The sequence below is a fragment of the Enterococcus sp. BWR-S5 genome, assembly GCF_016745255.1.
GTDB lineage: Bacteria > Bacillota > Bacilli > Lactobacillales > Enterococcaceae > Enterococcus_L.
Map to the genome: position 1 here is coordinate 188,210 of NZ_JADOEQ010000002.1, position 19,767 is coordinate 207,976.

Consider the following 19,767-nt stretch of genomic DNA (forward strand, 5'->3'; position numbering starts at 1 on the left):
AATCAATTGCTTTCCTCCTCAAAATAATTATTAGCCTCTAAAAACTGTCTGGCAATCACGACAGGCTCCACCAGCTGACTGTCTGACTCATCGTTCATTTTTTGCATCATCTCTGTATCAATCGTTCCTGCCAGTTTCTCCAAAATCTCCTTTAACTCAGGATTATCCTGCAACACCTTTTCTGTAACCACTAAGCTGCAGGTATAGGGTGGGAAAAATTGCCGATCATCCTCAAGCATCACCAAATCGTAGCTGCCCACCCGTCCGTCCGTAGAGTAGCCTAAAATAACATTCAGCTCAGCGGCTGCCAACGCGTCATACAATAGACCAATCTGCATAGGATACACACGCTTAAAGCGCATTTCATATTCCTCGGTAAATGCCTGATACCCGTCTCCTTCTCGTTTATACCAGGTCTGGTCTGTCCCCAGGCTCAACTGGTCTGCGTACTGCTGCAGGTCGCTAACCTTTTGCAGATTATATTTTTCAGCGGTCTTCTGTGTCACCATAAACGTGAACTGGTTTGAGAAGCCATAGCTGGAAAACCACTCGAACCGATAACGTTCTTGAAACTCTCTTTGGACGATTTCCAACGCTTTGTCAGGGTCCGTCTCTATAGGCAAATGCAAGGTTCCAATTAAATCCGTGCCTGTATAACGCGGAGATGCAATATCCAAATCGCCTCTCTCCATAGCAGCCTGCATCATATTTGCCGAGCCCAAATTATTTAAAAAAATGATTTCCTTATCTGTATAATGCTTCAAGAGCTCCACAACGAGGTTCCCCAAAATTTGTGATTCCGATGTGACACCGCCGGAAACAGTGATTGTCTCATCTCGATTCGAAAGATTCGAGAGAACAAAAAACACAAACAGACAAACAAAGCTAATGAGCACAATAATCTTCTTTTTCATTCAGTCACCCTCTATCTATCATCAGCTTAGATTCGAGATACCCTAAGCACATATCTGTCGTCAATGCTAATAGAGTAATAGGAATTGTTCCCATCATAATCAAATCCAGCCGATACAACGTGAGTCCATTAAAAATGAAATCCCCCAAACCACCTGCACCAATATAGGCTGCCAGTGTCGTCCAAGAAATCACATAAACTGCCGAAACCTTAATTCCCGAAAGAATGATACTGGCAGCAAGCGGCAGCTCAATTTGCAGCAAGCGCTGCCATTTAGACATACCCATTCCTTTCGCAGCATCTAAATAGGTCTCATCAACTGACTGTATGCCCACGTAGGTATTTCTCAAAATAGGCAGCAGTGAATAGAGAAACAAAGCCGCAATTGCCGGTGCCTTCCCTATTCCGAAAATCGGCAGCATAATCGACAGTAGTGCCAACGAAGGAATTGTTTGAAAGAAACCAACGATTCGAATAACAGTTTCCGATCCTCTTTTGAGGCGCGTCAAAATAGCCCCTAAAGGGATGGCAACCAGCGTACCTAAAAGAATGGCACTGAAAGATATGTATATATGTTCCCAGAATTTCAAAAGAATTTCCGCACCGTACTGATTCCAAAAATTATCCATCATCCCACCTACTTCAACTGATTATAGATTAAAGACACCAACGAGGAACGTGTCATAATCCCGACTAAATGATTCTCATCGTCCACAACCGGCAGATATTTGAGCTCCATATTCAATAAGGGGTCGACAACATCTGCTACTTTTTCCTGTTGATTGACACTGGCAGTCTCTGTTCGCATAATTTCATAGACATTCGTTACCTTGTTGATGTTCCGATCGATATCTTTGATATCAATAAAGCCTTTCAAATGATGCTCATCATCTACAACTAATAAGGAGTCCACTTTTTTGTTGGTCATTTGACGAATGGCATCAATGATTGATTTACTTAGAGAAATCGCTTCGACCTGCGTGTACATTAAATCAGCAATCCGCATCTCATTACTAATATATGATTGTTTTTTTCGCTTCCCTAATAATTCACTGACAAAATCATTGGCCGGATATTTTAGAATCATTTCCGTCGTGTCATACTGCACAATTTTTCCATGATCCATAATTATGATTTTATCAGCTAATTTAATCGCCTCTTCAATATCGTGTGTAACAAATACAATCGTTTTCTTCATTTCCTGCTGCAGTCGCTTAATCATATCCTGCAAGGCTTCCCGTGTGATGGGGTCCAGTGCTCCGAATGGTTCATCCATTAAAATAATGTCTTGATTCGCTGCCAACGCCCGAATCACACCAATCCGCTGCTGCTGACCACCCGAAAGGTTTTTGGGCTTTCGATCCAAATAATCTAGTGGCAGCTCAACCTTTTGAATCAGCGTTTCAGCGATGCCTTGTTTCTGATGCTCGTCCCATTTTAATAGCTTTGGAACAATCATAATGTTGTCCCGAATGCTCATATGAGGAAACAAACCAATATTTTGAATCACATAACCAATCTTTCGTCTAAGCTCATCCTCATTCAAACTGGTCGTATTAACGCCATTCAGCTTAATCGTACCTGTCGATGGCTCAATCATTCGATTAATCATTCGCAGCAATGTCGTTTTCCCGCTGCCGCTGGTTCCAATGATACAAATGAACTGATTGTCATCAATGGTCAAGTCTAACGGTTCAACTGCCACTGCGGCACCATACCGCTTTTCCACCTCTGTAAATTCTATCATTCATCTAACTCCCTTCACCCCTATGTATGCGGAAAAAGGCTAAAGGCCGACTGAGCGGCATTTAGTCCTTTCCATTCTGCGCTAAAATAGATGAATCGCCACCTTATTTCAGCTTTATCTGACTGTTTATTCCGGATGCAAAATCTCAAATGTTTTTTCTAAGACCTTGTCTGTGTGTGTGGTCAAGCTTTGATAAACTTCCTCATTTAACCGTTTATAAATTGCAGCATTTTCCGGAATAGGAGTAAAGACATCCTTTACCTTAACCATTTTTTCAACAGCTTCTTCATAAGAAGAATAAATACCCAAGCCTACAGCTACGTTAATGGCTGCACCAACACTGGCACTGCTGTTTACAACATTTCGCTTCACAGGCAAATTGAATATATCTGAGAAAATCTGCATCATCAAATCACTATTTGAGCCGCCTCCAGTTACAATAACCTCTTCGATCTCTTTGCCTAATTCATCAGTCATATTTGTCACGTTATTCTTCATTGTATACGCAATTCCCTCTAAAATAGAGCGGTACATATAGCGATAATCATGGTGTGCATTGAAGCCAATCATGACGCCCCGCTTGTAGGGCTCCCAAGGATTCGCCAGCCAATCCAAAATAGTCATCAGACCGTCGCTTCCGGCCGGCACATGCTGCGCCTGCTCATTTAAGTATTCTTCCTCTGATATTCCCTGGTAATTTGCTCGAATACTGATTTTTTCACCTAACAGATCCTTGAACCAAGAAACAGTCCACATTCCACGACGAATTCCGTAGCCTTCATACGCATATTGATTCGGAATAGAAGACATGATACCCCAATAGCTGACTGCGTCTTTTGGCATCTCCTTCCCAGTAACCATACTGCTGATATATGTTCCTAAAGAAACAAAGGCACTCGTATCGTGGATAAGTCCTGCACCCAAGCCTTCCACTGCTTTATCACTTGTTGTAGCAATCAACGGCAGACCTTCTGGAAATCCTGTTTTTTCACTGGCTTCTTTTGTAATGTAGCCTAAAACTTCGCCGGGCTTCACTGTCTCAAACAGCATCTCATTTGGAAGATTAAATTGCTTCAATACCTCTTCGTCTGTCGACCAATCCCATGCTGCATAATCCACCGGCCATTGTCCAAAGTGGTTACCGATATTGTCCTTAAATTCCCCGGTCAAACGATGTGTAAGATAGCCGTTTGTTGAGGTAACATATTTCACTTCCGGATTGTCATGGACATATGGTGTAGCTACCCTTTTATCCATCCAACTAATAATCGGGTGAGCCAATGAGCCATCTTCTTTTAAAAGTACACGACAACAGCGAATTGAGCCTAAGCCAATTCCTACAATATTGTTTTTTCTCAAACCAAACTGATCCATTACCTTCTTCGCCGCAATACATAACGAATCCCACAAGTCATCTCCCGGATGCTCGACAACAACTCCTTCAGCTAAGTGCATCGGACGTAGATTTTCTTTTCCTTCGCCTACGATATTTCCCTCAATATCAAAGATTACGATTTTGGTACTTTGGCTGCCGCCATCAATACCTACGATATACTTCTTTTCCATGAAGTTCTCCTTACATCAATAGTTTTCTTTATTTTTCCATTGAATAAATAGATATCCGCAAAAGCTGCTTTGACCTATCTGCTCTAGCAAATCTTGCGGATCAGATATAAACGTTTGATGAATTAGCGTACTAAGAAACCGCCATCTACTGTCAGAACATGCCCATTAACAAAATGAGCTGCCTCAGATGCCAGAAAGACCGTTGCGCCCATCAAATCAGCAACATCTCCCCAACGTCCTTCCGGTGTATGATCCACAATCCATTTGTTACGCTCTGTATCCTCAATTGAAGCTTGCGCAACTGCGGTTTTGAAGTAGCCGGGAGCAATGCCGTTCACTTGGATGTTGTATTGTGCCAATTCGTCACAGTATGCTTTCGTCAAGCCCGCCAACCCATGTTTTGATGCTGCATATGCCGGTGCCCATTGTCCGCCCAAGAAAGAAAACAGTGAACAGATATTGATGATTTTTCCGCTCTTTTGCGGAATCATCACTTTCGCTGCTTCATGGCTCATATCGAAAGCAGCTGTTAGGTTGATACTGATTGTTGGGTCCCATTTATCACGACCGTAGCTTAATACATCATCAACGGGACAAATCCCCGCACAGTTCACAAGAATATCAACAGAACCCAGCTCTTCGATACATTTTTCAATGATTTCCTGCGGCGCACCGTCCTTAGTGATATCCGCATACATATAAACAGCCTTTGCCCCACGTTCTTCAAGGGTTTGATTAAATTCAGAATCATCCGGCATAATCGATGGCATAAAGATATTTGCACCCGCTTCCGCCAGCGCCAAAGAGAATGCTTGACCTAAACCAGTGTTGCCTCCAGTAATAATTGCATTTTTCCCTTTAATCGAAAACATATCCATTTTAAAATCGTTGATTTCCATTTGACTACCTTCTTTTCTCTTTTTTAGTTATGCGTAGGACAGAACCGCCCAACGGCTTATAGCAATGATTCAGTCTATCTTTCGTCAAACAATCAGCGAAAGACAGTGTTGATACTTCCATAAGCAACAGTTTTTTTCAGGTACAACAATCAGAAAAGCTGCTCCTATATACCTGTATTCCTCTTTCTTCTCTCACCATCATCCCAAGTAACCCAGGATTGCTTAACCATCGGACAAAATGGCCGCTTACCTTTTCACTCTTGTTGTCAATCGCTCAGCAAACTCAGCAGCATCACCAATCACAACAAGATCAGCTAAATAATTCATTGGTGCTCCTTCGTCAATGTTAACTGAAATGATATCTTTGACATTTTTGAGACCTTCAACATGCTGCATTGAGCCATAAATACCTAGTGCGATATAAAGACTCGGACTAACTGTTTTTCCAGATTGACCAACCTGAATCTCTCTTGGTGCACGTTTCGCTTCTACTAATGGCTTAGAAGCTGCAACAGCTCCATCAAATACCTCTGCCAGCTCTTTTAGCTGATTGACATCGGATTGAAACCCGGCTCCGGCTGAGACAATAGCCTTAGCTTCTCGAATATCCTGTACTCCAGACAACTCCTCAATCAAGAGAACCTCAATTGACGACGCTTTCAATTCATCAGGAAGAAAGTCAATTCGTTTTGGCTCTTTAACGGTTTCCTTCATATGAAAAACATTTGGATGAACACTTGCCATTATCGGAGTTGAATCACAGATAATACTGGCCAGCATGTTACCGGAAAATGCAGGACGAATCAATCTTCTTTCTTCTCCAATCACTTCTATACTCGTGATATCAGCAGTAAGACCGGTCTTCAGCCGCATCGCGATTCTTGGTGCTGTCATACGACCGAAATCCGTCGCCAATAGGATAATACTGTCAAACTTATACGTTGTATGAATCTGTTCAACAATATCTGTCAGGACACGACTATCTTTTAGCTGAAGCTCAGGAATATCTACACAAATGAGGGAATCAAACCCTTTTATTTCCTTCGTTTCCAGATTAATTCCAAGTCCATAAGTGCATAGCTCTTCCTCGCCTGCTAGTTGGTTGGCAACCTCTACTAAATCGATTGAATCATTTACAAAATCATTGTCGATAAGAATGAGTGCTTTAAACATTATAAGTACCCCTTTTCTTGTAGAAATTGCACCACTGCCTCTATACCAGCATCATCTAAATTGACCGTCTGATGTGCCCTTTTTTCTCGTTTAGCCACGACATTCTTCCGGACTTTTGTCGGTGACCCTTTACGCCCCACTTCATCCTCTGACAGGTTTAAGGTTTCGTTTGTTACTAGAGAGAATTGTGCATCAACATTCTTGTCGATGTTTTCATATCTAACGAAACCTAAACGCAGATTCATTTGACTTGTCAGGCTTAAAACGCTTGGGTTCGGAATCTTCAGGCGAATATCCTGTTCATCCTGCCGTGCTGTCACAATCGTAAATGTCTCATTGACCATTTCAATCGCTTTAATATTAGAAAACTGGTTAAGAGACAGCAAATCAGCAATTTGTGGTCCAACATGTCCTGTTCCACCGTCTAACGTGTGTGTACCGGTAAGAATCAAGTCGTATTCCTGCAAAGATAGATACCTTGAAAGAACCAGACTGGTTGCAAGCGAATCACTTCCCGCAAATTGGCGATCACTAATTAATACCCCACGGTCCGCACCTAAACGGATAAAATCCTTCAGCTCTTTCTCCGTTTTGGCAGGTCCCATCGAAACAACCTCCACTATCGTAGTAGGCTCTAGCTTTTTCTGCTGCAAAGCCCACGCCAACGCATTCCGGTCATCCGGATTCAAAATAAGCTTCGATTTTTCTCGATTGATTTTATCAGTCTCATAATCGTACTCATATTGCTCTGTATCGGGGACAAATTTAACTAAACAAATGATTTTCATCTCTACTTCTTCCTAACATTTTAACTTAGAAAAGCTGAATGAGCTTGACCAGCTCCTGAAGCTAGACAACTAGAAAAGCTGAATGAGTCGGGAGCTCATGTGCGATATAGGGAACTGACTCCTAATTGGCTAGCTCTTCTCAATGAGAGTAACTGTTTCCTTAAACAGTTACTCTCATCCTCGCTACGCATCCCATTCTACTAGCAGTTCCTACACAAGTAGAACTCGCAGTGCTCTTTACCACTGAAGACAGTTCATCTTATCGCTGATTGAGCTGACTCATAAAGCTAGACAATGCCTCATAGGTTCCTTCGAAAACCGAAACAAACTCTTTTTTCAGCTGCTTTGCCACTATTTTTGATATTTAAAGCCTTCCTGTACCGGATAAATATTTCCAAAGCTCATAATCCCTTTTGGATCAAATACTTCCTTCAAACTTTCAAGTATATAGTACGCTGACTCATGCTCTTCTTTCGTCCACTCATTACGATATTTTCCAATACCATGATGGTGACACATAGAGCCGCCTAATTTCAAGGTCTCCTCTACAATAATTGCCTGAATTGGGTGGTGATAAATTCTCATTTCATCCTCAGGTTCACAATTGATTGTATAGTTATAAACAAAATACATATTGGTTCCGTTGATATAGCTATGCGAAGAGTGACCACCAAGCATAGTCAGGTCATGAGCACGCGGAAACTCTGTACGAACACGATTAATGACATTATTATAGATTTTAGGAATTGTCTCCCAATCAGCCGAAATCTCCGTTGTGAAGCCATCGTGCTTATCGTTATCAATCATGCCCTGGACTTCATCATCAATAGTTTGTTGCGTCCAATTTAATTGGTTGAACCAATTTCCGATCAACTGACTGTCAACCTGCTTGTAAACACCATCCTTGAACTTCTCAACGGCTTCCTCAATCCCCTGACCTGTTGCTTCAACAATCCCCTTGGGACCTTCTGCCATAAACAGAAGAACGCATTTATCTTCATAGAAATGGTAGAAATGCTGGCGTGCGTCTTCCGGCGAGTAGGTTCTCGCAACCGATGGACGATACCCATTTGCCATTACTTCCCGTAACACTTTAATCCCAGTTTCTACATCGTTAACCAGGTAACCGAAAAACTTGTTGTTTTCAGGATAATATTTAAATATCTTCACTGTTACTTCAGTAATGTAGCACAAAGTACCTTCATTTCCGATTACGATATGACGAATATCCGGACCGCCGGCACGACGAGAAACATTTTTGATTCTTGAAATATGCCCATTCGGGAAAACACATTCCAATCCAACGACCATATCTTCAATTCCGCCATATAGAGTTGAGAACTGCCCGATTGATCGAGTGGCCACTAAGCCGCCATACTGAGCTACAGGTTTCGATTGAGGCGAATGTCCTGTCGTATAACCAATTTTCCGCAGCTCATCCTCAAGATCCTGCAGTCTTACACCAGCTTCAACAGTCGCCTGCATATTGTATGGATCGATGTTCAGAATCTTATTCATTTTCGACCCGTCAATTACTAAAGCCAACTCTTTCCAATTTTCCAGACCACCTTCTGTTGCCGTCTTCCCACTTCTCGGGATAACATTGATGTCATTTTCATTCGCATACATCAGCAGCTCTTTTACTTCATTCACATTTTTTGGAAAAACAACTGCGGTCGGCAATGGATTGTCCAACACTCTTTTTGCTTTTGCATATTTCCGATAGCGGTCAGATGCCGCATCGTATAGCGTTTCGTAATCCGTTACTACCTGCTCTTCAGGAACAATCTTTTTTACCTCTGCAATAATTGCTTCCTTAACCAATGTCTCAGAATTCATTCAACTTAGCTCCAATCACTCATTTTATTCGAAAGCGCTTTCCATGAACCTCAGTATACGGACATCAAAACGTTTTTTCATTAAAATTTGATTAATTTTTCCGTATATTAAACTAATTTAACTCAAAAATGGAAAATTTTCCAAATTTGCTCTTCAATACCTTCCTGTGCTATTCTTTAGACAGACAATTATCAGGAGGTGGGCAAATGAGGGTTCAGTTGGATCGATTAAATACATTAGAACTGCAAATACATACCAAATTAAGTGATGTCAGTAAGACCAGGCCGAATTTGACGATTACTGAAGCGGCCGAGGTCGCCAATGTCTCTCCCTCAAAGATTTCAAAGCTGGTCAAAAAAATGGGCTTCATGGGCTATAAAGAGTATTTTCGTTTTCTTACAGGAAAAGAATTAATCAAGAGAAAGAAAATGAACACTGAATTTTCCCGCATTCAAGATTTTATGGAAAATTTTGATCCATCAACAACTACCTATCTTGCTGATTTGATTAAAAAATATGACAAGATTATTCTTTTTGGTTATGGTCCAACGAATATCTGTATGGAATATTTTGAATATAAACTTATCTACACCGTTGACAAACACATTATCCGAGCAACACAACCGGCTTTAATTCCGGAATTGCTCTCCGAAAACTCTTTGCTGCTCATTTTTTCAGTAGCAGGAAAATTCGCACAGTTCGATGATCTATTCGAAGAAGCAAAGAAACACCACGCAAAGTCTCTATTGGTCATTGAAGAGTTGAATTCTAACCTGACACTGGATAATAACGAAATTATTTATTTAACTAAATCTCATCAGGATGAACACCTCAATTCCCATGAAAAAACACGAACAATCTTGTTCATGTTCATCGAAGAAGTCATTCGGGCGCTTAGTAAATAACCCGCTTCTTTCAACCATACAAAAAAGGAAACGGATATTTGCATTAGCTGTCCGATTCCTTTTTTTATTGGTCTCCAGTTACACATTCTTCATATCTATATATTCACATTCATAAACTATCGTTTGGAAAATTTTCCAAAACAAGAGAACATCAAATTAATTATTATTCCTATTTTTCTTTTCTCTTCCCTCTCAAAAAACCTTTACAAAACAACAGATACTGTAGTTTTCCCAGTACTTCTTTATCTATCGGTATTTCCCACCACCTCCTATAAAATTACAAAATAATTAAAATTTGATTATTTTTTTATTATAATAAAACCATTGACGGACAAAAAGAAAACCCTTACAATGAATTTGTTACTAGAGAGAATAGAGAACTGCAGCGTAAAAGCAAGGTGCCGGACAACATCTTGTTTTCGTTCATTTTTTTGAAATTACTTACTGGAGGTTCATCTATCAATGAATAAAGCATTTATAAAAAAATATGGTACTCTATTACTCTTAGCCGCTGGCGCCGGTATTATTTTTCAGCTGCCGTATATTCGTGAGACGTTCTATGTTCCGATTCAAAAAGCAATGAATTTATCAAATGCTCAGATGGGGGTTCTTTCCTCAGGCTATGCAACTATGGCTACCTTTTCTTATTTTATCGGTGGTATCGTCGCAGATAAATTCTCTGCCAGAAAGCTTTTGACTTTTTCGTTTTTAGCAACCGGAATTCTCGGTCTTTGGTTTTCCACTTTCCCATCCTTTACGATTGCTCGTATTATTTTTATCTTAATGGGAATTTCAACGATTATTACTTACTGGTCAGCGATGATTAAAGCGACTAGAATGCTAGGTGATTCCTCTGAACAGGGGCGCTTATTCGGTTTGCAGGAAGGTCTGCGCGGCATCCTAAATGCCTTTCTTGTATTTGGTATGACTGCTGTTTATGGACGATTTGCTGATGATATTTTGGGAACAGCATGGGCTATTCGTACTTGTGCAATCGTTGTTATTATTATTGGCGTGCTTAACTGGTTTATTATTGAGGATACGGATCAAGAAGCCGAGGTCGAGTCACTGAAGGATGTCGTTATCGGCACCTTTAAACAGTTAGCCATTCCCCGTGTTTGGCTGCTTGTAGCAATTGTCTTTTTTGGTTATAGTCTCTACGGTATCTTTGGCTATATCAATACACTAGCTATCAATGTCTATGGATTATCTGTTGCAGGTGGTTCTACTCTTGGAGGTATTCGTTATATTATTCAAGCCTTCGGCGGAATCATCGGTGGTTTTCTTGCAGACAGAATTGGCTCACGTCTAAAGGTCATCATCAGTGGTGCAGTGCTTACAGGTCTTTCCTACGGTCTATTCTTAATTCTTCCTGAAGATAAGGGATTGCTGGCTATCATCTTAGCCAACTTTGTCGCAGGTATGTTCTTTATCTATCTGATTCGCAGCCAATATTTTGCGATTATTGACGATGCGGGAATTCCCGTCTCTAAAACAGGACGCGTTTCAGGAATCGTTTCCTGTTTAGGGTATTTGCCTGATGTATTTATGTATACCATGATTGGTGGCTGGCTGGATAACAACAGCGGAAAATCCGGCTTCGACATGATGTTTATCTATGCCATCGTAATGGCAGTAGGCTGTGTGATTGCTTCTATCATCCTTTCCAGAGTTATCAAGAAGGATAAAGTTGCTTAACACGCTGTTCAATACCTCCTTATGAATAACAAGAGCAATCCGGATAGCCTATAATTACAGGCTGCCCGGATTGCTCTTTTCATGTTCTTCTAGTAACGTAAAATGCCTAACATGTTTTTCTTATGAGTAGATTCGCTTATCTTTGCAGTAGGATTAAGTCTCGTACATCGTTGGGGTTCCCAGTAGGCACACTCATTACTTGACCATTAGCCAAAATCCCTTGAGTCATCTCCATCGACACCTCCGGATCACTGGCTGCCGCTGCCGGCCAATGTCCTGGTACGGAATAGATGGTAACCGTACCATTGTGATTACTTGCATAGACGACCGAGCCTTCTGCGCTATAGGCCCCACCAAGCATAATAACCTCTGTCGGATAGGTTGCACTGCTGGCGTTATATGGATTAATAGGGGTCCCCGCAGCGATTCTTGTCACATTCAACTCACTTGGTTTTGTACCAATTTTTGCCAACCAGACACGAGCAAACTCAATTTGATCGTCGGAATAACCAGCTAATATATCGGTTGCTTCGGCGGCTTGTTGCGCGGCGGCATTTGTCGCATCCTCCACTGCCTGTTGTGCAGCATTTCCTGCATCTTCTACCGCTTTTGCGGCCGCTTCCTGCGCCTCTTTCTGCTGTTTTGTCAAAGTATCCAGCTGTGCTTGTGTATCAATCATCGCTTTCATTAGCAGCAGCTTCGCTGTATAGGTCGTCTTCAACTCTTCATTTTTAACCTTTGCGACCTCTTTATTCAACGTATCATAATCACTTTGCTTCAAGGTTTCCTTTGGTAAATTCCCATCAAAGGCTTCATCCAACAGCTTATTGATTTTCTTGACCTGGGCAACTTGATCCACAGCATTTTTAATGATGGCATCAATTGCCTCTTTCCATTTGCCATCGAGCTCCTCATAATCCTCAAAGGTTTCTGTAATTGTAGAAATATCCTCTTCCGTTAAATCAGCCGTAATTGCCAGCTCTTTTTTAACTTTATCTCCTTCAATCGCAGATTCTTTTGAACCGAAAAGTGCATTTACCTCAGTTTGTATTTCTCGTTTATCCTTAGCAAGCGTAACCTGCTCCTGTAACTTCTCCACAGCTTTCTCTGCCGCTGCCGCCTTTACTTTAGAACCATACTCTTTTTCCAGCTTATTGATTTCAGTTTGCTTTTTCGAAAGACTTGCTTCTGCTTTTTCAATCATTTTTATTGTGGTATCTTTTGCTAGAAAGTCAAACTCTTCATCGTATAGAGCAGCGACAGACATATAAAGTTCTCCCTTTTTCTTTGCTTCTTTTTCAATTGTTGATAGCTCACTTTGTGCAGCTTCGATTTGTTTCCTCTCACTTGCTTGTTTCTGAAGGACGATTCCCCCGATAATAATTGCAAGCAGCGCAACTACCCCAATAGAAATTCCCAAAGCTTTTTTATTCATTGCCCTCAACACTCCATCCTTTTACAGCACCTTTTACTGCTCCCACTGTTTATAAATAGTTTAGCATATTTATCAGATTTAGCGACTCAAAGATAAGGAAAAATGAACAGTTTCTGCTAAACAGTATCATTATCTAATAGCCATTTTTCATCGATAAAAAAGAACAACCATCTGCCCTGATGATTGCTCTTAATAAAAAATCTATTCTTCAATCGTTGCGCGCCACTTCTCTCTTTGTTCCTCTCGGAAGTCCATTAGTTCTTGGTGGAAGTTGTCGAATTGCTTTGGCTTTGACTCTCCGTAACCTTCATGTTTACTGATTGTATTATCTTTGTAAACTAATAAAACTTCCCAATGTTTTTGAACAGGTAAATCAGCTTCGTCCGGACCTTCTTGTCGTGTTTCTTTTCTTTCCCCATAACTGTTTTCCCAATCCTGAATACTATATGTTTCGATTAACTTGCTCAGTCTTTCTGTATCTTGTTTTGCTAACTTCCATTCAGGAAATGTATTTTCAACCGAACTAATAGACGGGTACAAATACATCTTTTCCGTCTCAAAATCAGCTACAAAATCTTCATTATATGTTGGAGACTTAAATCCTTGCTCGATTACGACAACAAGTAGTTGAATGTTCTCCAACTTTTGTTTTTCTTCTGACTTAGGTAAATCGCCATATTGACTCACACTTAATCCATTCTCTTCTCTATCTATTCTCTTAGGAATAATTTGTCCATCTCCATAAGTCGTATAGGATGTCTCTTGTTTACTGGATTCCGAACTGCTTTCTCGAGCTGCTTTTTGCCTCATATCACAGCCTCCTATTCCTATACTGATTACACAAATTAGAAATACTCCAACTTTTTTTCTTCTCATTAGTTAACCTCTATTTCATTGCATTCGATGCTGTTTCCATATACTCAACCGATTCTGGAAGATAAGTTGTTAAATGATTGTTTCCAGAATCCCCACCTATCATATTATAGCTAAAGTATGTTCCAAAATTTTCTTTTCCTGTAGTATTTTTGGAATTTCCTTCTTTATCATAAAAAAAATAATCATCTTGCGAGTGCCTCTTTACATTGCCTTCAACATCGTAGTTAGTCACTCCACTAATTTTACCCATGCATTTTCTGCTCATATAAAAACTGGAAGACCACACACCTCCCCTGAGGTCAGTAATCTTCCTAGTTATTATTCTTCAATCGTTGCACGCCACTTCTCTCTTTGCTCTTCTCGGAAGTCCATTAGTTCTTGGTGGAAGTTGTCGAATTGCTCTGTAGTCATATATCCTTCATGTTTACTGATAGTTTCGTCTGTATCAACAAGTATAACCATCCAATGATACCCCACCCCATCGGCTGTCGCTACCCCTTCTTCTTTAGTTTGCTCAGTCCGCTTCCCATACTTACTTTCCCAATCTTGTATATTGTATTTTTCAATTAAACCTTTCAAAAAAAGCACATCATTCTCTTCCAATTTCCAATCAGGTTCATAATTTTCAATTGCAAATGGATCTAAGTACATCATCCTTGATTTAAAATCCACCACAAAATCAGCATTAGATTCTGGACCTTTAAAACCAGATGACTCATAGACAATTAAAGATTGAATTTCATCTATTTCTTTCTTTTTATTCGAAAACGGCAGTTCACTATAGTCTGAGATACTTCTTCCTCTCTCTTCTCTTCTTATATTTTTAGGTATAATTTTATTTTCGTCTATTTGACTTTGCGTATAATTTGTTTCCTCTACCATTGAATTAGTCGTCTCCGTTTCATTGGTGTCCCTAGTTAATTCTTTTGTTTTACACCCTGTTATTATTGCTCCTATCAACATGATTGATAAAAATATAAATATTTTTTTCATGCGTTCTCCTTTATTTCATTAAGTTTACAGCAGAATCCATATAATTAACCGATTCTGGAAGATAAGTTGCTAAATGATTGTTTCCAGAATTTCCACCTATCATACTATAGCTAAAGTATGTTCCAAAATTTTCTTTCCCTGTAGTATTTTTGGGATTGCCTTCTTTATCATAAAAAAAATAATCATCTTGCGAGTGCCTCTTTACATTGCCTTCAACATCGTAGTTAGTCACTCCACTAATTTTACCCATGCATTTTCTGTTCATATAAAAACTGGAAGACCACACACACCTCCTCTGAGGTCAGTAATCTTCCTAGTTATTATTCTTCAATCGTTGCACGCCACTTCTCTCTTTGTTCCTCTTGGAAGTCCATTAGTTCTTGGTGGAAGCCGTCGAATTGCTCTGGTTTTGATTCTCCATAGCCTTCATGTTTACTGATTGTATTATCTTTGTAAACCAATAATACTTCCCAATATTTTTGAGCTGATAAATCAACTTCATCCGCCCCCTCTCGCTCCTCACTCCATTTTTCTCCATAAAGCTCTTGCCACTTGTCCACTTCATATTTTTCTATAATTCTTTGTATATTGTTAACAGCTTTTTCATCGATACCCCATTCTGGCTCGTATGTTTTTATAGAATCCAACATGGGATATAGAAATATTTTTTTTGATTTTAAATCTACATAGAAGTCTTTATTTTCTGTAGGTGTTTTAATAATCGCATCATCTATTCTTACAATTGCTAACCAAACCTTGTCTACTTCTTTCGAGCCATTTGAAGCTGGTAAGCTATTATTATCTTCCAGACTATCCCCAAACTCGTCACGTATTACACTTTTCGGAAGAATTGTACGTCCATCTATTCCACTATATGTCCAACTCGTTTCTTGGTTTACAGTTTGATTGGTTTCCATAGAGCCTCCTTTTATATCCATATCAGTTTTTTCACAACCTACCATCATAAGTATAGTTATCCCTAACAAAAGTAGCCGCACTCTATTCTTCATCAGCGTTCCCTTCATTTCATCAAATTCACTACATGATCCATATAACCAACTGATTCAGGTAAATAAGTTGATAGATGCTCATTTCCAGAACTTCCATTCACCATATTATAGCCAAAATAAGTTCCAAAGTTTTCTTTTCCTGTAGTGTGTTTAGGATTTCCCTCTTTATCATAAAAGTAATAGCTGTCTTGCAGGTGCCCCTTAACGTTGCCTTCAATATCGTAGTTAGTCACTCCATGATACACATCTGATGACCCAAAACTATCAATATTTGCAAAATATTCATTTGTAAACATGTCAAAAAGTTGCTTATAAACTTTTTGAGCTTCACCTGTAAGATTATCTTTAGAAACCACTTTTGAGTTATACAGCGAATTCGTAATCGCATTCTTTATCTGCTCTGCATTTTGATAATTTCCATTTGACAATATCCCATCTAAAGAGTTACCTAAAACGTTCTTCACATCTTTTTCATTATAGCCACTTAAATTCAGTCCATTTAATAGATAATTTTCTGTAAAGAAGCTAGAATGCCCACTATCTTGTCCTGCATAGTAATCCACCGCATGTCCTAGCTCATGGAAAAAGATAAAGAACTTTCCACGACCATTTGCTCCTCTTTTGTCAGAATCGATGTCAAAGTACAGCGTTCCATCCGATGAAAACAATCCACCTCCACTTTTCTCACCATCACTAGGTTTTGTCCTCGTAATCTCAAATCGATCCAAATATTTCATCGACAGAGTTCGATACGGCTCATCTGCCGTATACATCAAATACTTGATATCCATCCTATCAGTGAAGCTCAATGGCGATAAAAATTTACCTACTCTTTGGGCATCATCCGGATGTTCTTTCTCAAATTGAAGGAGTTCGATTACCAGCTTGGCATTTTCCTTTCTCCTATCCAAATCATCCGTTCGATTGACATATGTTCTGATATCTTCCGCACGATAGCCCAGTTCCTTCATCAGCCGAATATCAGAATCCGTAAACCCACTCTTTTTTAGATTGTGAATGGCGTTTAATTCCTCTCGCTCCGACCAGCCCTTTTTCATAGTTGTAAGCCATTTTGACGTCGTCGCCATCGTAAAACCGCTCCCTGTGAAGCTGGCAGTGATTGCAGCCATCCCTTCCGATGCTGAATCAAAAAGACTGGTTGCCTCTTGAAAAAGTCCTTGTGTAGCAGCCTCAGCCGCATGCAATGCTTCCAGTTTTGCTTTCAACTCTGTAATCATTTCAGTATTTGTTTGAATCGTCTGTTCCAATTGACTAATTTGCCCACGATAATACATCCGTTTTAAATCGACTAAAGACTCAATCAGCTGTTCTGCCAAGGAAAAAGAGTTCATTTGTCTTTCATAATTTTCGATAGAAGCAGATGAAGTCGCATTCTGACGCTCCAAGCGATCAATAGATGCTGTCAGCTTCTCTTCATCCAATTCCTCGTCACCAACTTCACTTGAAAATGTTTCACTGTCTCTAACCATACTGTCATTTGCTGCAATCAAGCCTTGAATAATCGCTTCATGCGCTGCAAGTTGGTTTTTCAAGCCTTTCCAAGCTGCTCCATCCAAATTTGATTCTCCAACGAACTCACTGATTCCCGGCAAGACATTTCTCAGAGATAGATTATCTTTTTGAAATGCTTGAATCATTGCCGCTGTCTGTGTCTTGATTTCGACAGGTTTCAGTAATAACCCCATACTATTTCTCTCCTTTTGATTCTTCACTACTCATCCTTATTCGATGTTCTTCCAGTTCCGTTTCTTCCTCCTGATAGCTTTCCTTTTTCTTGGATAAAAGCTCCTCAAAATCGTCAAAGAAATGCTGTCTTCTTTTATTAATCACTTCATAACGATCCTGTTGTTCCATCAAAAGCAAAGAAAGTCGGCTATCCTGATGCCATAAATATTGAAGCTCCTCCAATTCCTTTCTATTCTGATGAATCAACATTCCTTCTTCCTCTTCACTCTGCGATATAGAATGCTCTTCTTGCTCCAATGTTTCTACTTTTTCTTCAAGCTGCTGCATGTTTTTCTTCCATTCATATTCTTCCATATCTTTACTCCCTCAACCAATTTTTCAAAAATGCTGCGCAATCATCTGTGAAATATCTTTGTCGATTGATTGAAATTCTTTTCCTAGAGAGCCAATATTTTTGGCATCCGCAGCAAGCAGCTCTTTATAAGTTGAACTGGCTGAAATCGCTTGTTCTGAAGCTGTTTTACTAATTTCAGCAGCAGTTAAATTGGTTTCTTCTGCGTAGCTTATTGCTGAATCCGCTGTGCCATCACTGGCTTTACTGCTGATCGCAGTACTAATTCCCAACGCTAAACCAACATCATTCTTTAGTGTCATTCCTTTTTATCTCCTAACTCCTGTTTTAATCATTGATTACGATACCTACTGCACAATCTATCTTTGAAATATGTCTTTCCTATTACATATTCATTTTATACAATCAGTTACAATAATCACCTATTTAGATTATCATGCAACCCTTTCACTTTCAATAAGATTCATTTTCGTAACAAGTAAAGTGTCTGAGACAGAAATAAACTTTCAACGCTCCTTACTCCTATAAAACAAATAAACGGTGCTCCAAAGCTCCACCAAACTTCGAGGTTTGGAGCAAAGCGAGAACCGTAAACAGGCTTGTAGGAACTTAACGCTTTGTCTCGAGAATCGTTAGGCTCCTAGAGACAGCTACTATCTACACGTAGAAGCCACAGACTCTCTAATTTATGAAATTGATGCTTATAAGAAGTATATATTCGGATTTTCCAGCAGTTTCAACGATGAATTACGCAGAATTGATATCACTGTTGATGCAAAAAGATAAATAAAAATCCTAGAGGGGAATTTTCCTCTCTAGGATTTTTTGTTATCAACCTATCATATTCGTTTGCTTTAATACCTAAAAACTAACGTAACAGTATACCTACCGCTCGTTAATAACTGCGCCTAACTTTTTATCTTTGACATGAAACGTAAAGACACCCCAATCACCTACAGTGGCGCTCTCTTCAGCAACCGTATCAAAGGATAAGCGATAGATACCATCATAAAAATCGGATACCTCCAGCATCGACAGTCTTCTATAAATGTCTGCTTTCAGTCTGTCAATTGACTCTTTCGTGCTGCCCTCCGCATGATTTTCATAGGTTATTTCTGTTATTACGAGCCCACATGCCATGTACTTTTTGACATCAATATCATAGTATCCGTTAAAGGGTCTATTTGCTTGTTGATTTTTGGTCACATCTTCTTTGTATAAAGCAAGATTATCTTCAAAAGAGCCCATTTCTTCGCTGGCATCGACTGAAGGAAAGGTCAGCAAATACGGCTCCACTTCTTTCAATTTAAAATCTTCTATTTCAATTTGTTTTGTAAGCTCCTGTTCAATCACCTTCGCGAAGTCCAGAGCTTCCTCCTGAAATGCAAAGCTTTGAATGACACCGGAATAGATGCCAAATTCAAATAAGTCCTCCGCCCCAATCGCAGCAGTTTCTCCTTGAAACGTATCCGTATTATGCTCAAAGAACATCGTATCACTAACGGTCACAGTCCGCCCTTCAACTATCTCAGTATAGTCAAAGACGACCCTTGTATTAGGGGTTGCATAAAGGTACCCTTCCCCTTTGACATATTCTACAGCAATTTCTCCCTCTAATCCGCTTTGGGAATAGATACCTGAGATTGTCTGTTCATATTGACTCTTACTCACCTTGTTACAACCGCTTAATGCCAATAGCATTAACAGCGACACAGATAAAAACAACAGCCTTTTCTTTTTTACATCCAACATTTAGAGAACTCCTTTTTAAATAACTCCTTGCTTGCATCAGAGTTTGTTATCTACAATCTTGTGCCAAGTTTCCACTTAACCACCTATATAAACAAACCACCAGCGACTTCACCT

At 39.8% G+C, this 19,767-nt stretch carries 20 protein-coding genes; 2 read left to right on the top strand and 18 right to left on the bottom strand.

The window, feature by feature from the left end; all coding sequences use genetic code 11:
* Positions 1–2: 2 nt before the first annotated feature.
* From IW510_RS03515 to IW510_RS03550, 8 genes are all read right to left on the bottom strand, one after another.
* Positions 3–914, bottom strand: a complete 912-nt coding sequence (locus tag IW510_RS03515; protein WP_202056978.1) for an osmoprotectant ABC transporter substrate-binding protein — start codon at positions 912–914, stop codon at positions 3–5.
* Between the two features lie 4 nt (positions 915–918).
* The gene (locus IW510_RS03520; RefSeq protein WP_202057403.1) at positions 919–1,542 is read right to left on the bottom strand and encodes an ABC transporter permease; all 624 of its coding nucleotides are present in this window, start codon (positions 1,540–1,542) and stop codon (positions 919–921) included.
* An 8-nt stretch (positions 1,543–1,550) separates the two neighbouring features.
* The gene (locus IW510_RS03525) at positions 1,551–2,660 is read right to left on the bottom strand and encodes an ABC transporter ATP-binding protein (RefSeq protein ID WP_202056979.1); all 1,110 of its coding nucleotides are present in this window, start codon (positions 2,658–2,660) and stop codon (positions 1,551–1,553) included.
* A gap of 126 nt (positions 2,661–2,786) precedes the next feature.
* Positions 2,787–4,226, bottom strand: a complete 1,440-nt coding sequence (locus tag IW510_RS03530; protein ID WP_202056980.1) for an FGGY-family carbohydrate kinase — start codon at positions 4,224–4,226, stop codon at positions 2,787–2,789.
* 122 nt (positions 4,227–4,348) lie between these two features.
* On the bottom strand, positions 4,349–5,125 hold the full coding sequence (locus tag IW510_RS03535; RefSeq protein WP_202056982.1) for an SDR family oxidoreductase: 777 nt from the start codon (positions 5,123–5,125) through the stop codon (positions 4,349–4,351).
* 246 nt (positions 5,126–5,371) lie between these two features.
* Complete coding sequence (locus IW510_RS03540; protein WP_202056983.1) at positions 5,372–6,298, bottom strand: electron transfer flavoprotein subunit alpha/FixB family protein; 927 nt, start codon at positions 6,296–6,298, stop codon at positions 5,372–5,374.
* Positions 6,298–7,086 carry an electron transfer flavoprotein subunit beta/FixA family protein gene (locus IW510_RS03545; RefSeq protein WP_202056984.1) on the bottom strand — a complete coding sequence of 263 codons (789 nt, stop codon included), beginning with the start codon at positions 7,084–7,086 and terminating at the stop codon, positions 6,298–6,300. Before IW510_RS03545 ends, IW510_RS03540 begins: the two co-directional genes overlap by 1 nt.
* Positions 7,087–7,437: 351 nt before the next feature.
* Entirely contained in the window at positions 7,438–8,925 is a 1,488-nt protein-coding gene (locus IW510_RS03550) for an FAD-binding oxidoreductase (protein WP_202056985.1), read from the bottom strand.
* Positions 8,926–9,131: 206 nt separating this feature from the next.
* Between IW510_RS03550 and IW510_RS03555 the strand changes: the two genes are divergently transcribed.
* Both IW510_RS03555 and IW510_RS03560 read left to right on the top strand, forming a co-directional pair.
* Positions 9,132–9,830 (top strand): MurR/RpiR family transcriptional regulator, encoded by a 699-nt coding sequence (locus tag IW510_RS03555; RefSeq protein WP_202056986.1) that lies wholly within the window; start codon positions 9,132–9,134, stop codon positions 9,828–9,830.
* Between the two features lie 462 nt (positions 9,831–10,292).
* Positions 10,293–11,528 carry an MFS transporter gene (locus tag IW510_RS03560; protein ID WP_202056988.1) on the top strand — a complete coding sequence of 412 codons (1,236 nt, stop codon included), beginning with the start codon at positions 10,293–10,295 and terminating at the stop codon, positions 11,526–11,528.
* Between the two features lie 136 nt (positions 11,529–11,664).
* Here the strand turns inward: IW510_RS03560 and IW510_RS03565 are convergent, their stop codons facing one another.
* The 10 genes from IW510_RS03565 to IW510_RS03610 all read right to left on the bottom strand — a co-directional run bounded on the left by IW510_RS03565 (position 11,665) and on the right by IW510_RS03610 (position 19,653).
* Positions 11,665–12,963 carry a hypothetical protein gene (locus IW510_RS03565; protein WP_202056990.1) on the bottom strand — a complete coding sequence of 433 codons (1,299 nt, stop codon included), beginning with the start codon at positions 12,961–12,963 and terminating at the stop codon, positions 11,665–11,667.
* A 201-nt stretch (positions 12,964–13,164) separates the two neighbouring features.
* A complete protein-coding gene (locus tag IW510_RS03570; protein ID WP_202056992.1) occupies positions 13,165–13,773 on the bottom strand; it encodes a hypothetical protein in 609 nt (202 codons plus the stop codon).
* Between the two features lie 76 nt (positions 13,774–13,849).
* Entirely contained in the window at positions 13,850–14,089 is a 240-nt protein-coding gene (locus tag IW510_RS03575; RefSeq protein WP_202056994.1) for a hypothetical protein, read from the bottom strand.
* 68 nt (positions 14,090–14,157) lie between these two features.
* Positions 14,158–14,832, bottom strand: a complete 675-nt coding sequence (locus tag IW510_RS03580; RefSeq protein WP_202056996.1) for a hypothetical protein — start codon at positions 14,830–14,832, stop codon at positions 14,158–14,160.
* Positions 14,833–14,842: 10 nt separating this feature from the next.
* The gene (locus tag IW510_RS03585) at positions 14,843–15,082 is read right to left on the bottom strand and encodes a hypothetical protein (protein WP_202056997.1); all 240 of its coding nucleotides are present in this window, start codon (positions 15,080–15,082) and stop codon (positions 14,843–14,845) included.
* Positions 15,083–15,152: 70 nt separating this feature from the next.
* Entirely contained in the window at positions 15,153–15,842 is a 690-nt protein-coding gene (locus IW510_RS03590) for a hypothetical protein (protein WP_202056998.1), read from the bottom strand.
* Between the two features lie 11 nt (positions 15,843–15,853).
* Positions 15,854–17,548, bottom strand: coding sequence for a hypothetical protein (locus tag IW510_RS03595; protein WP_202056999.1), 1,695 nt, complete (start codon positions 17,546–17,548; stop codon positions 15,854–15,856).
* Between the two features lies 1 nt (position 17,549).
* Positions 17,550–17,903: a hypothetical protein gene (locus tag IW510_RS03600; RefSeq protein ID WP_202057000.1), complete on the bottom strand. Its 354-nt coding sequence runs from the start codon at positions 17,901–17,903 to the stop codon at positions 17,550–17,552.
* Between the two features lie 24 nt (positions 17,904–17,927).
* Positions 17,928–18,203, bottom strand: a complete 276-nt coding sequence (locus tag IW510_RS03605; protein ID WP_202057002.1) for a TIGR04197 family type VII secretion effector — start codon at positions 18,201–18,203, stop codon at positions 17,928–17,930.
* Positions 18,204–18,786: 583 nt separating this feature from the next.
* Positions 18,787–19,653, bottom strand: a complete 867-nt coding sequence (locus IW510_RS03610) for a hypothetical protein (protein WP_202057004.1) — start codon at positions 19,651–19,653, stop codon at positions 18,787–18,789.
* Between the last annotated feature and the right edge of the window lie 114 nt (positions 19,654–19,767).